Origin of the sequence: Corynebacterium sp. HMSC062A03, assembly GCF_001811145.1 — a bacterium.
GTDB lineage: Bacteria > Actinomycetota > Actinomycetes > Mycobacteriales > Mycobacteriaceae > Corynebacterium > Corynebacterium aurimucosum.
Genome location: NZ_KV803655.1, coordinates 1 through 15,691 on the forward strand (window position 1 = coordinate 1; position 15,691 = coordinate 15,691).

15 protein-coding genes are annotated in these 15,691 nt (G+C 63.7%); 3 read left to right on the plus strand and 12 right to left on the minus strand.

Annotation, left to right across the window (positions count from 1 at the left end):
• Positions 1-194 precede the first annotated feature (194 nt).
• Entirely contained in the window at positions 195-1,277 is a 1,083-nt protein-coding gene (locus tag HMPREF2781_RS04545; RefSeq protein WP_070644556.1) for an alpha/beta hydrolase, read from the minus strand.
• 62 nt (positions 1,278-1,339) lie between these two features.
• Between HMPREF2781_RS04545 and HMPREF2781_RS04550 the strand changes: the two genes are divergently transcribed.
• Positions 1,340-2,707: a M20 metallopeptidase family protein gene (locus HMPREF2781_RS04550; protein WP_070644557.1), complete on the plus strand. Its 1,368-nt coding sequence runs from the start codon at positions 1,340-1,342 to the stop codon at positions 2,705-2,707.
• On the opposite strand, the gene HMPREF2781_RS04555 is transcribed toward HMPREF2781_RS04550, so the two are convergent.
• Genes HMPREF2781_RS04555 through HMPREF2781_RS04565 form a run of 3 tightly spaced genes read right to left on the minus strand, consistent with a single transcriptional unit; the run spans position 2,643 to position 4,617 of the window.
• The gene (locus tag HMPREF2781_RS04555; RefSeq protein WP_070644558.1) at positions 2,643-3,413 is read right to left on the minus strand and encodes a PrsW family glutamic-type intramembrane protease; all 771 of its coding nucleotides are present in this window, start codon (positions 3,411-3,413) and stop codon (positions 2,643-2,645) included. The genes HMPREF2781_RS04550 and HMPREF2781_RS04555 overlap by 65 nt on opposite strands.
• Positions 3,410-3,832, minus strand: a complete 423-nt coding sequence (locus tag HMPREF2781_RS04560) for a hypothetical protein (RefSeq protein ID WP_070644559.1) — start codon at positions 3,830-3,832, stop codon at positions 3,410-3,412. The genes HMPREF2781_RS04555 and HMPREF2781_RS04560 overlap by 4 nt, the downstream gene beginning before the upstream one ends.
• Positions 3,829-4,617, minus strand: a complete 789-nt coding sequence (locus tag HMPREF2781_RS04565) for a PrsW family glutamic-type intramembrane protease (protein WP_168160908.1) — start codon at positions 4,615-4,617, stop codon at positions 3,829-3,831. Before HMPREF2781_RS04565 ends, HMPREF2781_RS04560 begins: the two co-directional genes overlap by 4 nt.
• A gap of 88 nt (positions 4,618-4,705) precedes the next feature.
• Here HMPREF2781_RS04565 and HMPREF2781_RS04570 point away from each other — a divergent pair, with 88 nt between their 5' ends.
• Both HMPREF2781_RS04570 and HMPREF2781_RS04575 read left to right on the plus strand, forming a co-directional pair.
• The gene (locus HMPREF2781_RS04570) at positions 4,706-5,887 is read left to right on the plus strand and encodes a sensor histidine kinase (protein WP_246821772.1); all 1,182 of its coding nucleotides are present in this window, start codon (positions 4,706-4,708) and stop codon (positions 5,885-5,887) included.
• Positions 5,887-6,534, plus strand: coding sequence for a response regulator (locus HMPREF2781_RS04575; protein ID WP_070644560.1), 648 nt, complete (start codon positions 5,887-5,889; stop codon positions 6,532-6,534). The genes HMPREF2781_RS04570 and HMPREF2781_RS04575 overlap by 1 nt, the downstream gene beginning before the upstream one ends.
• On the opposite strand, the gene HMPREF2781_RS04580 is transcribed toward HMPREF2781_RS04575, so the two are convergent.
• From HMPREF2781_RS04580 to HMPREF2781_RS04615, 8 genes are all read right to left on the minus strand, one after another.
• Entirely contained in the window at positions 6,531-6,911 is a 381-nt protein-coding gene (locus tag HMPREF2781_RS04580; protein ID WP_070644561.1) for a cell division FtsX domain-containing protein, read from the minus strand. The two genes, HMPREF2781_RS04575 and HMPREF2781_RS04580, sit on opposite strands and share 4 nt — an antisense overlap.
• Entirely contained in the window at positions 6,912-8,717 is a 1,806-nt protein-coding gene (locus tag HMPREF2781_RS04585; protein WP_246821773.1) for a BCCT family transporter, read from the minus strand. It lies immediately after the preceding gene.
• 282 nt (positions 8,718-8,999) lie between these two features.
• Positions 9,000-10,637: an FUSC family protein gene (locus HMPREF2781_RS04590; protein ID WP_070644563.1), complete on the minus strand. Its 1,638-nt coding sequence runs from the start codon at positions 10,635-10,637 to the stop codon at positions 9,000-9,002.
• Positions 10,609-11,829 (minus strand): ABC transporter ATP-binding protein, encoded by a 1,221-nt coding sequence (locus tag HMPREF2781_RS04595; protein ID WP_070644564.1) that lies wholly within the window; start codon positions 11,827-11,829, stop codon positions 10,609-10,611. The genes HMPREF2781_RS04590 and HMPREF2781_RS04595 overlap by 29 nt, the downstream gene beginning before the upstream one ends.
• Positions 11,813-12,571 (minus strand): ABC transporter permease, encoded by a 759-nt coding sequence (locus HMPREF2781_RS04600; RefSeq protein WP_070644565.1) that lies wholly within the window; start codon positions 12,569-12,571, stop codon positions 11,813-11,815. Before HMPREF2781_RS04600 ends, HMPREF2781_RS04595 begins: the two co-directional genes overlap by 17 nt.
• A complete protein-coding gene (locus HMPREF2781_RS04605; RefSeq protein ID WP_070446701.1) occupies positions 12,568-13,473 on the minus strand; it encodes an ABC transporter permease in 906 nt (301 codons plus the stop codon). The genes HMPREF2781_RS04600 and HMPREF2781_RS04605 overlap by 4 nt, the downstream gene beginning before the upstream one ends.
• Positions 13,470-14,888, minus strand: coding sequence for an ABC transporter substrate-binding protein (locus tag HMPREF2781_RS04610; RefSeq protein ID WP_070644566.1), 1,419 nt, complete (start codon positions 14,886-14,888; stop codon positions 13,470-13,472). Before HMPREF2781_RS04610 ends, HMPREF2781_RS04605 begins: the two co-directional genes overlap by 4 nt.
• Positions 14,888-15,643: a GntR family transcriptional regulator gene (locus HMPREF2781_RS04615; RefSeq protein WP_070446699.1), complete on the minus strand. Its 756-nt coding sequence runs from the start codon at positions 15,641-15,643 to the stop codon at positions 14,888-14,890. The genes HMPREF2781_RS04610 and HMPREF2781_RS04615 overlap by 1 nt, the downstream gene beginning before the upstream one ends.
• Between the last annotated feature and the right edge of the window lie 48 nt (positions 15,644-15,691).

Sequence of the window (15,691 nt, forward strand, 5' to 3'; positions counted from 1 at the left end):
ACAGAGACTAAAACAGCACTAGCCACCCCGCAACTGGAAGAGCAAATAACCTGCTCACAGACGGGATGAAACACCGACCAAGGGCGGAGAGAGGGTTGGCTAGGGCTGGTTGAACGGTGACTGGGGGGACGGGAGATAGGCCTCAGAAAGGGGAGAGCCTTTCGGGCCGACAGGCTTGGGCGGTGGGGTCGTCGCTAGTACAGCGCCGGTTTAATCGCGTCCCACGCCGGCTGCAATTGCTTGCCAAACATCACCCAGTCGTGCACCCCGGAGTCGAGGTAGTCGGTGGTGTGGGGGAGGGAGGCGTCGTCAAGCGCGGCGGAAAACTCCTCCGTACAACGTTTCGACCCGGCCTCCAGCAGGGTGCCGCCGATGCGATCATCGAGGGATTTGTTAGGGTAGGCCGCCATCTCTTCATCCGTCCATGCGCCAGTGGCAGCGGAAAGATAGAGCGTCGTCCCGCGCAGCCCCTCCGGGTGAGCCATCACGTCATTGCGCAGCCAGTCCGGCGAGCCGTGCGGGCCCCACATGTTCCGCGGGTTGCCACCGAGGCTGCCCACCGTCAGGTCAACCGTTCCTTGACCCACCGTGCTCGTCGTGGAATAGCAACCGGAAATTCCCGCCACCGCATCGAAGAACCCCGGGTGGTTGTTGGCCATCATGACCGCGCCGGACGCGCCCATCGACAAGCCGATGATCCCGCGCTTGCCGTTGTGGTTCAGCTCCGCCTCAACCACCGGCGCAAGCTCCTGCGTGACGAAGGTGTTCCATTTGTGGCGGCCCAACTTGGGGTCATCCTCGTTCCAGTCGGTCCACATGGAACCAGCGCCTTGGGAGGGGATGACGATGCTGGCGTCGGAGTCGCCGAAAACGCGCTTCAGATGCCCCTTGGTGATCCAGTTGGAGGTTTCCGGGGAGTCGACACCTTCCAGGAAGTACACCACCGGGCCGCCGCTGCCGAGGACGACGTCGACGGGAATCTCACGTCCCATGGACGGCGAGGCCACGAGCCACTTTTCCCGGCCAGGCTCATCGGTCGGGGCGCGGGAGACAACGGACGCCGTGCTTATCGACGCATCCACCGGGTACGGATACCCTTCCTGTTCCGATGTGAACAGATCAGTGAGAAGGTGCGAGGAGGAACCCATGGCGTTGAGGATACTGAACGTTGCGTCCACGCCCCATCGAGAGGATTGCTCATCGCGGCTGGATTCCTGGTAAGCAGGGGCAGAAGACATGAGAAGTGCGCTGCTCAAAAGCGCAGAGAGAAGCTTCATAGACCGTTACTTTAATACAGTTTCCGGTATGCTCGGCGCACATGCTCGGAAAGGATGACACCATGAAGATGGCCCCGCGCCACCGTCAGCAACTGCCACCGCTTCCGATGGTTTCCGCCAAGCTCGGAGAGCGGTTGGCCAGCCAGGTGTTCGTGGAGGAAGGCTGGGAGCTGCTTCCGGAGTTGCAGGCGTTCCGTCGCGATATGCATCAGAACCCGGAGGTGGGGCTGCACCTGCCGCGGACGCAGGAGAAGGTGCTCGAAGCTCTTAAAGGCTTGCCTTTGGAAATTCAGCTCGGGCGCGACTTAAGCTCCGTCGTCGCGGTGCTGCGCGGCGGCAAGCGCGGAGAGCGTCCCGTCTCGGTGCTGCTGCGCGCGGACATGGATGGTCTTCCGGTGCGCGAGCAGACGGGCAGCCCTTTCGCTTCGACGAATAACAACATGCACGCCTGCGGCCACGACCTGCACACGGCCGGGCTGATCGGCGCGGCCAAGATGCTCTGCCGCCACCGCGAGGAGCTGTTGGGCGATGTCATCTTCATGTTCCAGCCGGGCGAGGAAGGCCCGGGTGGTGCGCAGCCGATGATCGATGAGGGCGTGCTCGACGCTGCTGGCCGCCGCCCCATCGCCGCCTACGGTTTGCACGTCGGCCCGCAGGATCGGGGCACCTTCCACCACATCGCCGGCCCGATGATGGCCTCGTCGTCCAACCTAGGGATTACCGTCTACGGCAAAGGTGGGCATGGCTCGCGCCCACATGATGCTATCGATCCCGTCGCGGCCTTGGCGGAGATCCAGGTGGCGCTGCAGGTGGCGCTGACCCGGCGCTTCGACGCGAACTCGCCGATTGTCATCACGGTGACCAACTTGCGCGCGGGCGACGGCGCGGTCAACGTCATCCCGGACAAGGCGGAGCTGGGCGCGACGGTGCGCGTGCTTCGCGACGAACACATCGATGCCGTCCGCCAAATGATCATCGAGGTCTCAAGCTCCGTGGCGGCCTCGCACCGTTGTACCGCAAAGGTGGACTTTGAGGTTTTGTATTCGGCGACGAAGACCTCACAACGCGAGGACCAATTCGCGGCGTCGTTGTGGGCCGGGATGTTCGGGGCGGAAAACGTGCTGACCATGGATACGCCGATGATGGCCTCGGAGGACTTCGGCGCGGTGTTATCCCAGGTTCCGGGCACCTTCATGTGGTTCGGTACGGGAGATCCGCACACCCCGGAGCACATGCGCGAGTGGAACCACTCGCCGCTGGTGCGCTTCGATGATTCCGTTCTGGGGGATCAAGCTGCGGCCTTGGCGGCGGTGGCCTTTGAGCGCCTCGCCGCCGAGGACGCCCATCCCTCCCCGGCGACGAAGGCTATGCGCGCACCGGTGCAGGGGACAGGGCTGGATGCACAGCCGCCTTCTTCCGCAGCGCAATAACGCCCCAGATGGTGGCTATCCACACGGCTAGCACGACGACCATGCCGGCGAGGAGGGGCCAGATGGCGTCGTCGAACGCGGTGCTTAGCGACGGGAAGAGGTTGTTCGTCACGTGCACCGCGATGGCGGCAATGAGCCAGCGCACAGGCTGTTTCTGGGATAGGCCATAGGCGCTAAGCCCGGTGAATAGCGAGTGGGAGAGCGGGTTGGACACCAGGCGGATGACCACCGCTGAGAGCGCGCCGGCGGTATCCGAATCGAGGTTATCCACCGTCATGCGCGTAAAGGCGGTAGCGTCCTCACCCGCAGTGAAACCGATGCCCACGGCCACGCCCACGAAGACGTAGTCGAGCCAGTTGCGGGGCCGGATAACGCAGGTGCAGATGAGCACTACGCCGAGGAATTTCAGCACTTCTTCGTTGAGCGGCGCGTACCCGGCAGCGCCCAGCCAGTCCAGGCCCGCGCGGGCAAGGAGGTGCGTCATGTTCGTATTGAGCTCCACGGCGAGCCCGGAGACCGCGAAGCCCCACACCACGCCGTGCGCAATTCCTGGGCGGCGGCGCAGGAGGAACAGCGTGAGGGAGACGAGTACGGCGGCGAAGACCACAGCAGTCAGCGCGCTGGCGGGTAGGAAGGGTTCGCGGGTGCAGTGGAAGGCGGACACGGCCAGCGCGCCGAGGGCCAGCAGATAGTACAGGTACTTCATGCATCCTCCTTCTGAACGCGGTCGGCGAAGTCACGTGCCTTCGGTCCGTCGATGTGGAGGAAGGAGACGGTGTCGTTGTGCGGGTCAGCCAGCGTGATTCCGTCCTCGTCGGAAACGCGGTAAAGCTCGGCAGCCTGGGTGGTGATGGGGGCGTCGGTGAGCGCGCGCGTCCCGGTGAAAGAGCGGTGCTGGCGCGGCAGGTACGTGTCCACCTCGTGGGAGGAGCTGCCTTCCTCAGAAATGATGGTCGCGCTCCCGCAGTTCCAGGTCTGCGAGGAGGCGTACGGATCCTCCGGGCATTCAAGCCCCGGGATACCGCGCACGGGCGTGGTGTCGGGAGTGGGGTCGGGGAGGAGGGCGTCGGCAAGCGGTACTGCGGCGAGGACGCCGATGCAGGAATAAATCAGTGTGTTTTTCATGATTTCGACCCTACGAGCTGCGATTTTGCTCCGGTATCCTCCGCAGGGAGGATTTTCCGGATCTTGACAATGCTGACAATCGTGGCGCCCCACAGAGAAATGAGAATGATGAGGGCGGCAAAGACGGGCCACAGGGCGTTCTCAAGGGCGATAGTGACAGACGGGCCAAAGTTGGCAGCGAAGTGCACCGCCATGGCAAGGAGCAACCATCGCACCGGCTGCTTGCGGGCGAGGCCATAGGCGGCAATTCCGGTAAAGAAAGAATGCATGAGAGGGTTCGCGATGAAGCGGACAAGGACCGCCATCAAGGTGCCCTTGATATCGGAATCCAGGTTCTCCAGCGTCAAGTTGACGTAGTAGACGACATTCTCGCCCACACTAAAGCCCATGCCTACCGCCACCCCGACGAAGACGTAGTCCGCCCAATGACGGGGCCGGATGATGCACGAGCAGATGAAGAGGACGCCGAGGAATTTGAGTAGTTCTTCGGGGAGCGGGGCGATACCGGCCTCGACCAGCCACTCCGGGAAGAAGCGGATGAGGAGGTCGTTCATGCATTTGTTGAGCGAAGCTGCGACCCTGGTGACCGCGATGCCCCACACCACGCCATGCGCAATGCCCGGGTACTTGCGCAGAATCAGCAGCGTGAGACCAATTGCCACGGTCGCGTACAACACTGCGGCGAGCGCACTTGTAGTGACGAAAGCACCTTGGGAGAAACCATAAGCAGCGCTCACGAGCCCGGCGGCGGTGAGCAGTTCATATAAAGTCTGTGTTCTTCTCATGCGGTTTAGGCTATGAACCGTGCCCGGGGTGCCGGTATCCTCCGCAGGGAGGATTTTCCGGAACGCAGGGAGAACTATCGTGGCAACAATGACAAGCAAGACGCGACCACTGTGGATCACGGTGCTGCTCATTCTGCTCTGCGTGGTGGCGGATATGGCGGCATGGATCCCCCATATCGAAAACTTCGAGGGGACGGATCAGGAAGCCCTTGTTATGGGCTTGATGGGTCTATTTAGCTTCGCCACCTGGATTCTGCTGCCCTTCGCCCTGCACCACTCGCGGCGGGAGCGCAACATCCACGAGGAGTACCCCGGCCACCCGGTGGTGCTGGTTGCGGCTCTGTTCGTCCTGGTACTGGGCGGGTTTCGCCCACTGTCGCTGTCAGTGCTGGTGGTGTTGATTTCAATCATCTCGCGCGGCCGACTGCGGTGGTCCCTGGCGGGGACGGCGGTGTTCGTGGCCTCGTGTGTGACCGTTATCTCTGTGCCTTACATTCGGATGAACATCTTCGCGACCTTTGGTTACGTGTTCTATGGATGCATTTTTCTTATCGTTGCCTGGATTACGGGCTCGGTGCGCGCGCAGCGCCGCCAGCGCGAGGTCACGCTGGTCAGCCTGGCGGAGCTCAACGAGGACCAGCTGCGCTCCCGCGAAGAGCGGGCGCGCCTGGAGGAACGCAACCGCATTGCGCGCGATATCCACGATTCCCTCTCGCACAGGCTTAGCCTCATTTCCGTGTACGCGGGTGGCCTGAGCTACCGCAAGGATGCCGACCCAGAGCGCATCGCCGAGGCGGCAGACACCATCCAGTCGGAGGCCAAGGCCGCCGTGGAGGACCTGCGCGGGGTTATCAAGGCCCTCCGTGTGGACGACCGCGTGGATCCGCGTGCCACCATTGAAGAACACATCGAGCGCGCTCGTGCGGCGGGAACGAAGGTGCGCTATGAGAAAGGGGACGCGCATGAGAGCATCGATAGGCTTAGCACGATGGCAGCTCACACGCTGGGCCGCGCCGTGCAGGAGGGCCTGACCAACGCGCGCAAGTACGCGCCGGGGCAGAAGGTAAGGCTCACCGTGGAGAACGAGGAGGATAAGGTGCGGGTGACCATGCAGAATAAGAAGGTGACGCACCAGCCGAAGTCCGGCGGCGGCAATGGCCTGTTGGGGCTGGAGGAACGCGCCCGGCTGGCGGGAGGCACCTTCACAGTGCTTGACGACGCCTCCACCTTCACCTGGGTCCTCGAACTCCCTGAGGAGGCACACGCGTAATGATTTCAGTGGTATTAGTCGATGACGAGCAGGCGCTGCGCCGCGGCATTCGGTTCATCCTGGAGGGCGCCGCAGACATCGAGGTGGTGGCCGAGGCCAGCAATGGCCGCGACGGCGTGGCGCGCGTGACGGATCTGCGGCCCGATGTTGTCCTCATGGATATCCGCATGCCCGTCATGGACGGCATCGAGGCGGCAGGGCAGCTGCGCGCGAGCGCGCCGGATATACCGGTGGTCATGCTCACCGCTTTTGATACCGACGAGTTCATGGTGGATGCGCTGCATGCTGGGGCAATGGGCTTTTTGCTCAAGACCATCGAGCCGGAGGGCCTGGTCTCTGCGGTTCGGGCCGCTGCCACGGGGCAGCAGCTGCTGAGCCCGCAGGCTCTGAAGAACCTTCTGGCGCTCAAGCGTCCTGCGCCGGAGCCGGCAGAGGTGGAGGTGGTTGAGCCCTGCCCGCTAGAGGGCTTAAGCCAGCGCGAAAACGAGGTGGCGGAGCTGGTGGCCCAGGGCCTAGACAACCAAGAGATTGCCGGACAGCTCTACGTCTCCGTGACCACGGTGAAAACCCACATCAAGCACATCTTGGACAAACTGGGCGGTACCAATCGGGTGCACATTGCGATCGCGGTGTTGGAGTCGCGTTAGCGCCGGAAGAAAAACGCGGAGATCAGGCCGATTAACGCGATGCCGACCACGATGATGGATGCTACGGGCCAGTATTGGGGGTAGTACTTGAGCGTATAGCCGAAGACCTGGCCGTCGTCGAACTGGCGGGCAAGCGCGATGGGCATCCACCACAGCTTCGTGAGAGTCAGGACCGCGCCGAGGAGGCCGGTGATAAAGCGGCGGGTACTGCGCAGGAAGAAGCTGGCCGCCACGAGGAGAACACCAACAATCGTGAGTGCGAAAAGCAGAGGCGTATCCACGGCGAGCGGCGAGCCATTAATGAGGAACTCGTGGTCCACTTCGTGCTGTTCGATAAGGGTGTAGCCGTCGAGGACGACGTTTTCAGGCAACCCCATTTATTTTTCCTTCTGTTCGGTGTCTGGCTCGTAGCCATCGGCCCAGGTATCGGTGTCGAAGTCGTAGTCTACATTCTCGCCCTTTTCATCGGTGCGCTGGTACCAGTCCGTGTAGCGGTGCGCTGAGGAGTCGAAGTCGGAGCCGGCACCGCGGCCCTCGTCGGCGTGCTCGATGGATAGCTCGAAGTCATCGCCGTGCTCCTCGATGCCGCGCACAACGGCGTTTTCCACCGCGGCACGCGCGTAGGCGCGGCGGATGAATACCGGGTCGGAGCGCAGGTCCTTGATGAAGGCCACCATCATGACCAGCAGGACGATGCAGAAGGGCAGGGCAGACAGGATGGTCAGGTTCTGCAGGCCGGTGAGTACGTCTTCGCCGCCGGTCAGCAGCATGACTACGGCAATGCCCATCATGCACAGGCCCCAGAAAATGACGATGAACTTGTTGGGGGCAGGGTTTCCCTTGGAGGACATGGTTCCCATGATGACCGAAGCGGAATCGGCGGAGGTGATGAAGAAGACCGCCAGCACCAGGATCAAAATGAAGGGTGTGATGCTGCTCAGCGGCAGGTTGTCGAACATGGCGAAGAGCACCTGTTCGCCGGAGGCGGAGCCATCAAAGTTGGGCAGGTTCTCGCGCTTAAAGGTGATGGCTGTGCCGCCGAAGATGGTGAAGGCCAAAATGAGGATGAGGGAGGGAGCGAAGACGGTGACGGCCGTGAATTCGCGTAGCGTGCGGCCGCGGGAGATACGGGCCACGAACATGCCGACGAACGGCGTCCAGGCAATCCACCATGCCCAGTAGAAGGCGGTCCAGTAGGACTGGAACTCGACTGTTTCATCGCCCCAGGACAGGCCTTTGGCCATCATCGGCAAAAGCTGGTCGATGTAGGTCACGATGCCGGAGGGCACGAGGTTGAGCAGGAGCAAGGTCGGACCGGTGAAGAAGACAAAGATGACCAAGCCGAGTGTCACCGTGATGTTGAAATTGGAGAGATAGCGCACGCCGCGGGAGACACCCGAGACCGCCGAGATGATGAAGCCGCAGCCAAGGACCGCAATGATCACGATGAGCACGGAGTTGGTCAGCGGGCCGGCGCCGCGGATGATGGATACTCCTTGGCCGATCTGGATAGCGGAAAGACCCAGTGTGGCGGCGGTGCCGAAGAGCGTGGCGACGAGGGCGAGGACGTCGATAAGCTTGCCCAGCGGGCCGTCGGTATCGCGGGAGCCGAACAGCGGCTTGAAAATGGAGGACACCAGAGGCACGCGCCCGCGGCGGTAGGAGGAATAGGCGATGGCTCCGCCGACCAGGGCGTACGCCGCCCAGGGCGAGATTCCCCAGTGGTAGTGCGCCTGGGCCATGGCCTGGTGCAGGGCCTCGACGCTGTTGCCGTCGACTGTGTGGGGCGGCGGGGTGAGGTAGTGCGACAGCGGCTCCGAGGGGCCGTAGAAGAAGATGCCGACGCCGATGCCGGCGCCAAACATCATGGCAACCCAGCTGAACCAACCGAACTCGGGCTCTTCGTCATCAGTACCGAGCTTGATGCGGCCTAGGCGGGAGCAACCGATGTAGAGCATGGTGGCTACGGCCATCATCATGGTGATGTTGAGCAGCCAGCCGGCGTTGGTGATGGCCCAGGAAAAAGCGGTGGAGGATGCGGCCGAGACGGATTCTGGTGAGCTAATTCCCCACACGATGAAGGCTACGATGAAAGTAGCGGTGCTGAAAAAAGGGACCTTGTCAAGGGCGAAAGCGTTGCGTTGATCCTCCACACCGATACCCGGAACCAAGCCGGGGTGCATGTCGTGAGGATAGATGCCAACGGGTGGACCTGTAGATTTTCGAGTGTTCACCCTCACCATTATCGCAGGTGCGCACAATGACAGTGGTGTGAGCTAGGATGAAGGCACTTATTTCTGCGTCGATTGGAATGCCATGTCGCTGCCTAATTTTGATGAGAATGTCCGTGAGCTGGAGGAAGCCTTCGCTTGCTTCGAGCGCGTGGAGGAACACGTACTCGACCCGAACCTGTTGCTATCGGTGAAATAATTCGCGGGCAACCGGGGGTTGCCCGTGCTAGGAGGTCAGGACCGCATTTCCGCTGCGGTGATTTTCGCGATGAGCGTGTCCAGCTCCGCGCGGCTGGGCTGCGACAGCGGATTGACCACGCAGAAATCTAAGAGGAAGTAGCCGGCCGGTTGCAAGGCGGTGTGGCGCTCCCAGAATTCGCTGATATCGGAGTGATTGGTCGCCAGCGACTGGATGCTGCGCCGTTCCGAGAGCAACTCGTAGTGCAGGTCGCGCCGCTGTGCCAGCGCTTCCTCGGGGGTCTTGATGAGTAGTGCGCCGAGCAGGGCGGCCATCGCCTCGAAACAGCGCGTTTGCAGGCGGTAGTGGTTGGTCAGCTGGGCGCGCGGCTTCCACAGCCACAAGAAGAGCATCGCCACGACCACGGAGAGCCCAATCTCCGCCATACGCGAGCCGATGGTGTGGGCCATGTGCTCCGAAGAATTGCCCATCAGCAGTGCCAGGGGAGTGGAGAAGATGACGCATAGCGCGTAGTTCTTCACCACCAGAATCTCCGCGCAGAACTGGCAGAAGGCCAACGCGAGCACCAACCCCCAGCCGTGCGGGCTGAAAGAGGCAATGAGCGCAAAGACACACACGCCTAAGACGGAGCCCAGCATACGTTGCACACCGCGAATCGTTCCCGGAACCCGGTCCGGCCCCCACTGCAAGAGCAGGAGCACCGAGACCGCGCCCCAGTCCGGCCGGTTGAGCCCCAGCGCCATGCCAATGAACGCGGTGGCCAGGCCACCAAGCGCGATCTTTTCCGCTGTCACCACCGCGTGGGAATTGCCCACCGCGGCGCGGTAGAAGCGGTAGCGCATCGTCGGCTTGGTGTGTGGGATGCTGGTGCGGTCCGGGTCCACGTAGGTGGGGGAATCAGAGAGCTCATCCGAGTTGCCGCCGACCTGCTTGTGGTGAGCCACGATGCGCTGCTGCGCGGCTAGCGCGCGGTGCACCAGCTCCGCCTGGGCGGGGTGGCGGATGCGGCCGCCGCGGATGACGCCGGCGTCGGCAAGCGTTTGCCACGCCGTGGAAATGGCGGACTGCGCCTGGTGGTGGCGAGCCAGGAAATCGCTATCGGAGTTCACGAAGGCATCGGCGGCCTTCTCCAGCGCGGCCACCGCGCGGGTCTCCGGACCGTGCGGATCCCGGAAACGCGGCAGCATGCCCAGCACGTAGCTGGCCAACACGCCGGCCAGGCTCCACGCGGCCACCTCCCACGGCGAGACCCCACGCAGCATCGTGGAACCACCGGCCACCATCACGATGAAGAAGGAACCCGGCGGCGGCAGCCGCAGCGCATTCTGCACGAACGCGCCGATGGTTGCTAGAGCCACCGTAAACACCGCGGACAGCGCCAGCCCATGCACGCCGACGAGGGAACCGGCCGTGGCCGCCAGCGTGAGCAGTCCGCCAGCGGTGAGGATCACGCGGCGTCGCGTGCGGTAGGGGTGCCCCTCGCCGTAGATGACGGAGAAGGCGCCGGCGGAAATGAGCAGCACCGCATCCGGGTGGCCCGTCGCTACAGCGATCCCGCCGGGGATAATGATCGCCAACGCCGCGCGCAGGGCACCGGGCCAGCGGCGCGCGGAGGTGTTAAAGGCGGTAAAGAGCTGAAGTGCATTAGGACGTTGCGGCAGTGGGTGTTCCATATCGGGAGAACACCTTACTCGTTTCGCCGCGATCCACGAGCCGGCCGTCCTGCAGGACCGCCACCGTGGGGCATAAGTGGCGCACGACGTCGATGTCGTGGGAGACGAAAACCAGCGTCATATCCTTCGTTACGCGCTGTAGAAGCTCGAGGACCTGGGCCCGCGAGGTGGCGTCCAACGCTGACACGGCCTCGTCCGCCAGCAGAATCTCCGGTTTGCCCACTACGGCGCGCGCCAGCGAAATGCGTTGGCGCTGCCCGCCGGAGAAGTCCCGGGGATAGCGCTCGAAGCCCTCGATGCCGACCTCCCGCAGCACCGCCTCGGCTTCTTCGCGCGTCCCGCCGCCCTCGGCCACGATCTTCCAGATAGGCATGCGCGGGTTGAGCGAGCCCTTAGGGTCTTGGAAGACCATGTGCACACGCTTCTTCACCGCCACCGTCCCCGAGGTCGGCTCCGCTAGCCCCGTGAGCAGCTTGAGCAGCGTGGATTTGCCGGAGCCGGAACCGCCGACGATGCCGAGGCGCTCGCCCTCGCGGACGGTGAGGGAGACGTCGTCCAGCGCGGTCACCCCGCGGTAGGTCTTGGTCACGTTCTTGAGCTCGATGACGGGCTCGCCCAGGGTGGGCATGGGCGGCGGGGTGAGGTCGGGAGCGGTGAGCTCACCGATGCGCACGACGCGGTCGCACACGCGCTTGACGACGTCCCGGTCATGACTAATAAACAGCAGCGCTGTGTCTTCGCTGTCCGCGGCATCCACGATGGTGGAGAGGATTTCCTCCTGGGTGAAGGGATCCAGGGCGGTGGTTGGCTCATCGCAGATGAGGAGCTTGGGATGGCGGGCCATGGCCATCTCAATGAGCGCGCGCTGGCGTTGCCCGCCGGAGAGCTGGTGCGGGAAGCGGTTGAAGCCGGGGACCTTCATCAACGGGTCGAGCGCGGTCATGGGTTCTTGGAAGACCATGGCCAGCGGCAGCTTGCGCAGGTCACGGTCGCGCATGCTCAGCAGCTCCTGGCCGTTGAAGCGGATGGATCCGGTGGCCTGCAGGTGGTCGGGCAACAGCCCCATGATGGCTAGGGCGGTGAGGGACTTGCCGCTGCCGGAATCGCCGATGAGGCCGACGCGTTCGCCGGGTGCAATGGATAAGGAGATGGGGCCGACAGGGCCCACGCGCAGATCAGTGACGGTCAGCATGGCTTCCTAGCAGGTTGAATCCGAGGACGGTGCCGGCGATGGCCAGCCCTGGCCACAGCGCCTGGAGGGGGTGGGTGGCCAGGAGGGGCTGGGCGTCGTGCAGCATGCGTCCCCACGAGGCGGTCGGCGGGGCGGTGCCCAGGCCGAGGTAGGACAGGCCAGCCTCGGCGAGGACGGCCAGCGCAAAGTAGACGGAGGCCTGGATAGCCACGATGCCGCCGAGGTTGGGTAGGACGTGGCGCCACGCGATGAGCGCCGGCGGCACGCGTGAGATGCGGGCGGCCGCGATATAGTCCTGCGTCATAATCTGCAGCGTGCCGGAGCGCGTGACCCGGATGAAGGAAGGGATGCCGGCGATGCCGATGGCGATGGTCGCCGTGAGCGTCGACGAGCCCCACACCGCGCCGGCGACGATGGCCAGCAGCAGCGCCGGGAAGGCGAGTAGCAGGTCGGTGGCCGCCATGATGAAGCCACCACCGCGCATCCCGGCGATGATGCCGAGTGGCACCCCGATGAGCGCAGCGATGGCCACCGCTACCACTCCCACCAGCACGGTGATCTGGGCACCGGCGAGGATGCGGGAGAAGGTATCGCGCCCGAAGCGGTCGGTGCCCATGAGGTGCTCCAGGCTGGGGCCGGCCAGGCGGTCGGGGGAGATGAGGTTCGGGTCATAGGGCGTCCACACCAGAGAGACCAGGGCGAATAGGACAGTCAGGCCCACCAGAATATAGCCGGGCTTCATCGCGCCTCCTTCAGCCGCGGATCGATGACCCGGTAGGCCAGGTCCGTGAGCAGGTTGACGGTCAGCGTGAAAGTCACGAAAACCATGATGAGGGTCTGGACGGTGGTGAGGTCGCGGGTGGAGACGGCGTCGAGAAGCAGCGAGCCCAGACCCGGGATGACGAAGACATTCTCGATGACCACCGCGCCCACCACCAAGGTGCTTAACTGCACGCCGGTGACAGTGAGCACCGGCAAAGCGGCATTGCGCAGGCCGTGGCGGACCAGCGCCCCGGTGCGGGATTCACCCAGGGAGCGGGCGGTGCGGATATAGTCCTTGTCCATCTCCTCGCGGAGGGTGGCGCGCACGTAGCGCGTGAGCATGGCGCCTTGCACCAGTGCTAACGAGATGACCGGCAGGACGAGGTGGCTTAAACCCTCGCGCGGCAGCTGCCAGCCATTCGCCGGCAGCCAACCCAGGTGCACGGAGAAGACCGCGACCAGCAGGATACCGACTAAGAAGCTGGGCACCGCGATGCCCAGCTGCGTGGCCGCATTGAGCACAGGGAGGCGAAAGCGGGCGAGCAGGATGCCCATGGGAATAGCCCCGGCTAGGGCGAGGACAATGGCCAGCCCGATGAGCAACAGCGTAACCTGCGCGCGGTCAATCACCAGCGGAGTGATGTCCTGCTGCGAGGACAGGGAGATGCCGAAGTTGCCGGTCAACAGCCCTTTCATCCACTCTAGGTATTGGACGAGAAGCGGGCGGTCCAAGCCCATGGAGTGCGTTAGCTTTTCCACGGCCTCATCGGTGGCGTTGACGCCCAAAGCCACGCGCGCCGGGTTGCCGGGCACGGCCCGCATGAGCAGGAAAATGATGATGGAGGCAGCCCACATGGTGCCGAGGAAGCGCAGTATTCTCATCGCACGCCTCGCAGCTCAATGGCATCGGTGATTTGGTTCGGCTGCAGGCCGGTCAGGCCTTCGCGGTAGAGCACGATATTGGGCATGTTCATCAGCGTCAGGGCAGGCATGTCCTCCATGATCTGGTCCACGGCCCCTGTCATGTCATCCTGCTCCAACAGCGTGCGGGCCTGCGGCGAATCATAGCCGAGGTAATAGTCCGGGTTGCCAAAGATGGTGGGGATATCGCGCGGCTCGACGTGCGCGACGAGCGACATCTGATAGTCTTTCGCGCCCATAACTTGGCTCAGCCACACGGCGGGGAACTCTGCGGTTTCCAGCGTGACCTCAAAGCCCATCTCCTCCAGCTGGGAGTAGAGGAACTCGGAGAGTGTTTGCGCATAGGGCAGGCTCGGTACCGTGAGTGTGAGCGGCGTGCCTACTGCTCCGGCCTCCTCCATCAGCGCGCGGGCGCGCGCAGGCTCATAGGGGTAGTAGTCCTTCCCGCTAAACCAGGGGTCAGTCGGCGGGACGGGTGCTCCGCCAGTGTCCTGCGCGCGGCCTTCCCAGAGGATCTCGTTGGCCGCGTGACGGTCGATGCCATAGGCCACGGCGCGGCGCACGCGGGGGTCGTCGAAAGGTGCTGCTTGGTTATTCATGGACAGCAACACCTCGCCGTTCGTGGTGCCCACGGCGGTCTCGATGGAGTCATCGAGCGTGTCGAGCAGCTCCGGGTTCTGTACGCCCCACACCGCATCAACCCCGCCGGAGCGCAGGGCGTTAACCGCGGTCAGCGAATCCGGGAAGTAGCGGATGGTGATGTCTTCTTCCGCTGGGGTGCCCCAGTAGTCTGGGCGGGCGCGCAGCGCGATGTATTCGTTGGGGGAGAAGCCCGCGACGGCAAAGGGGCCGGTGCCCACCGCTTCGGTGGGAGTGCGCATAGCACCGATGGCGGTGCCCATGGACCATAACCACCCGGCGGAGGGCCGTTTAAGGGTGACGAGGAGCGTGTGATCGTCGACAGCCGTGGCGGATTCCACCACGTCCATCTGGGCGCTAATGCCGTTCGTCCACTCCGTTTTCACCGCGTTGATGGACCACGCGGCGGTGTGCGCGGTGAAAGCCTCGCCGTTGGAGAAGGAAGCCTCACGCAGGTGGAAGGTATAGCGTGTGGCCTCGACCTCCCAGGATTCGGCGAGCCCGGGGACAATCTCTCCCTCCGGGGAGATGCGCACCAGGGTCTCGTAGACGTTGCTCATGAGTGCTGCCGGGATGGCGGCGCCGCCGACGGTGGTGAAATCCAGGGAGGTCGCCGGCGTCGTGGTGGCCAGCGTCAGCGCAGAGGAGTCAGAATCAACCACTGCCGTGGAGCCGGCAGAACACGCGCTTAGCGACGCCCCCACGACCAGCCCCAGCGCACCAAGCCAGGCTCTCATCATCCTTCCGACAACTTGACCTCGAGCGGGGAGGTGCTTCCGCGCACGCTCGTCATGCCCAGCGTCAGGCGGTCCCCGAGGTACAGGATTTCGGTGCACTCGACGGGATGACCAGAGTGATCTGAGATGTCCAAGTGCAGGCGCCACAGCGGGGTGCCGGGCTCGACATTAAGGGAGCGCGCATCCTCCTCGCTGGCGGACGCGAGGGAGAGCTCGCGATTGACGTTGTCGAAGTCTACGCCCTGCTTACGTAGGTGATCGTGGATGGACTCGTTGTCGGCATCGAAGTTGAGGATGTGGCTGCCCACGTCCAGTGGGAAGAACATGCGCTCGATGGCGATGGGCATGCCGTTGGCGCTGCGCACGCGGTGCACAAAGATTACGGGGGAACCTGTCTCTACCCGCAAGAACTCGGCTTCCTGCTCGGAAGCAGGGCAGCGCCCCAGCCACAAGGTGGACGCGCCGGGCTCGAAGCCGCGCTCGCGCAGCCAGTGCGTCACGGAATAAATGGAGTCGAAGGACTCCGAGGTAAAACGGCCGAGGACGACAGAGCGGCGGCCGCGGCCGGAGGAGATGAGGCCTTCCGAGCGCAGTGCCGCGACGGCTTGGCGCACGGGGCCGCGGGAGGAGGAGAATTGCTCGCAGAGCTCGGCCTCGCTGGGCAGGAAATCACCAGGAGAAAGTTTCTTGCTGCGAATGAGGTTGCGCAGGTAATCAGCGATCATGCTGTGTTGTTGTGTACGGCGAAGGGCCACCGAAATTCTCCTCTATGTAGAACAACGCTGTGACGGGCAAAGATGTGC

Excerpts from the sequence above, each read along its gene's own strand:
- HMPREF2781_RS04580 (WP_070644561.1), bottom strand. The coding sequence starts at position 6,911 with ATGGGGTTGCCTGAAAACGTCGTCCTCGACGGCTACACCCTTATCGAA.
- HMPREF2781_RS04565 (WP_168160908.1), bottom strand. The coding sequence starts at position 4,617 with ATGAGAAGAACACAGACTTTATATGAACTGCTCACCGCCGCCGGGCTC.
- HMPREF2781_RS04600 (WP_070644565.1), bottom strand. The coding sequence starts at position 12,571 with ATGAAGCCCGGCTATATTCTGGTGGGCCTGACTGTCCTATTCGCCCTG.
- HMPREF2781_RS04545 (WP_070644556.1), bottom strand. The coding sequence starts at position 1,277 with ATGAAGCTTCTCTCTGCGCTTTTGAGCAGCGCACTTCTCATGTCTTCT.
- HMPREF2781_RS04550 (WP_070644557.1), top strand. The coding sequence starts at position 1,340 with ATGAAGATGGCCCCGCGCCACCGTCAGCAACTGCCACCGCTTCCGATG.
- HMPREF2781_RS04575 (WP_070644560.1), top strand. The coding sequence starts at position 5,887 with ATGATTTCAGTGGTATTAGTCGATGACGAGCAGGCGCTGCGCCGCGGC.
- HMPREF2781_RS04590 (WP_070644563.1), bottom strand. The coding sequence starts at position 10,637 with ATGGAACACCCACTGCCGCAACGTCCTAATGCACTTCAGCTCTTTACC.
- HMPREF2781_RS04555 (WP_070644558.1), bottom strand. The coding sequence starts at position 3,413 with ATGAAGTACCTGTACTATCTGCTGGCCCTCGGCGCGCTGGCCGTGTCC.
- HMPREF2781_RS04570 (WP_246821772.1), top strand. The coding sequence starts at position 4,706 with ATGACAAGCAAGACGCGACCACTGTGGATCACGGTGCTGCTCATTCTG.
- HMPREF2781_RS04585 (WP_246821773.1), bottom strand. The coding sequence starts at position 8,717 with ATGCACCCCGGCTTGGTTCCGGGTATCGGTGTGGAGGATCAACGCAAC.
- HMPREF2781_RS04610 (WP_070644566.1), bottom strand. The coding sequence starts at position 14,888 with ATGAGAGCCTGGCTTGGTGCGCTGGGGCTGGTCGTGGGGGCGTCGCTA.
- HMPREF2781_RS04595 (WP_070644564.1), bottom strand. The coding sequence starts at position 11,829 with ATGCTGACCGTCACTGATCTGCGCGTGGGCCCTGTCGGCCCCATCTCC.
- HMPREF2781_RS04605 (WP_070446701.1), bottom strand. The coding sequence starts at position 13,473 with ATGAGAATACTGCGCTTCCTCGGCACCATGTGGGCTGCCTCCATCATC.
- HMPREF2781_RS04560 (WP_070644559.1), bottom strand. The coding sequence starts at position 3,832 with ATGAAAAACACACTGATTTATTCCTGCATCGGCGTCCTCGCCGCAGTA.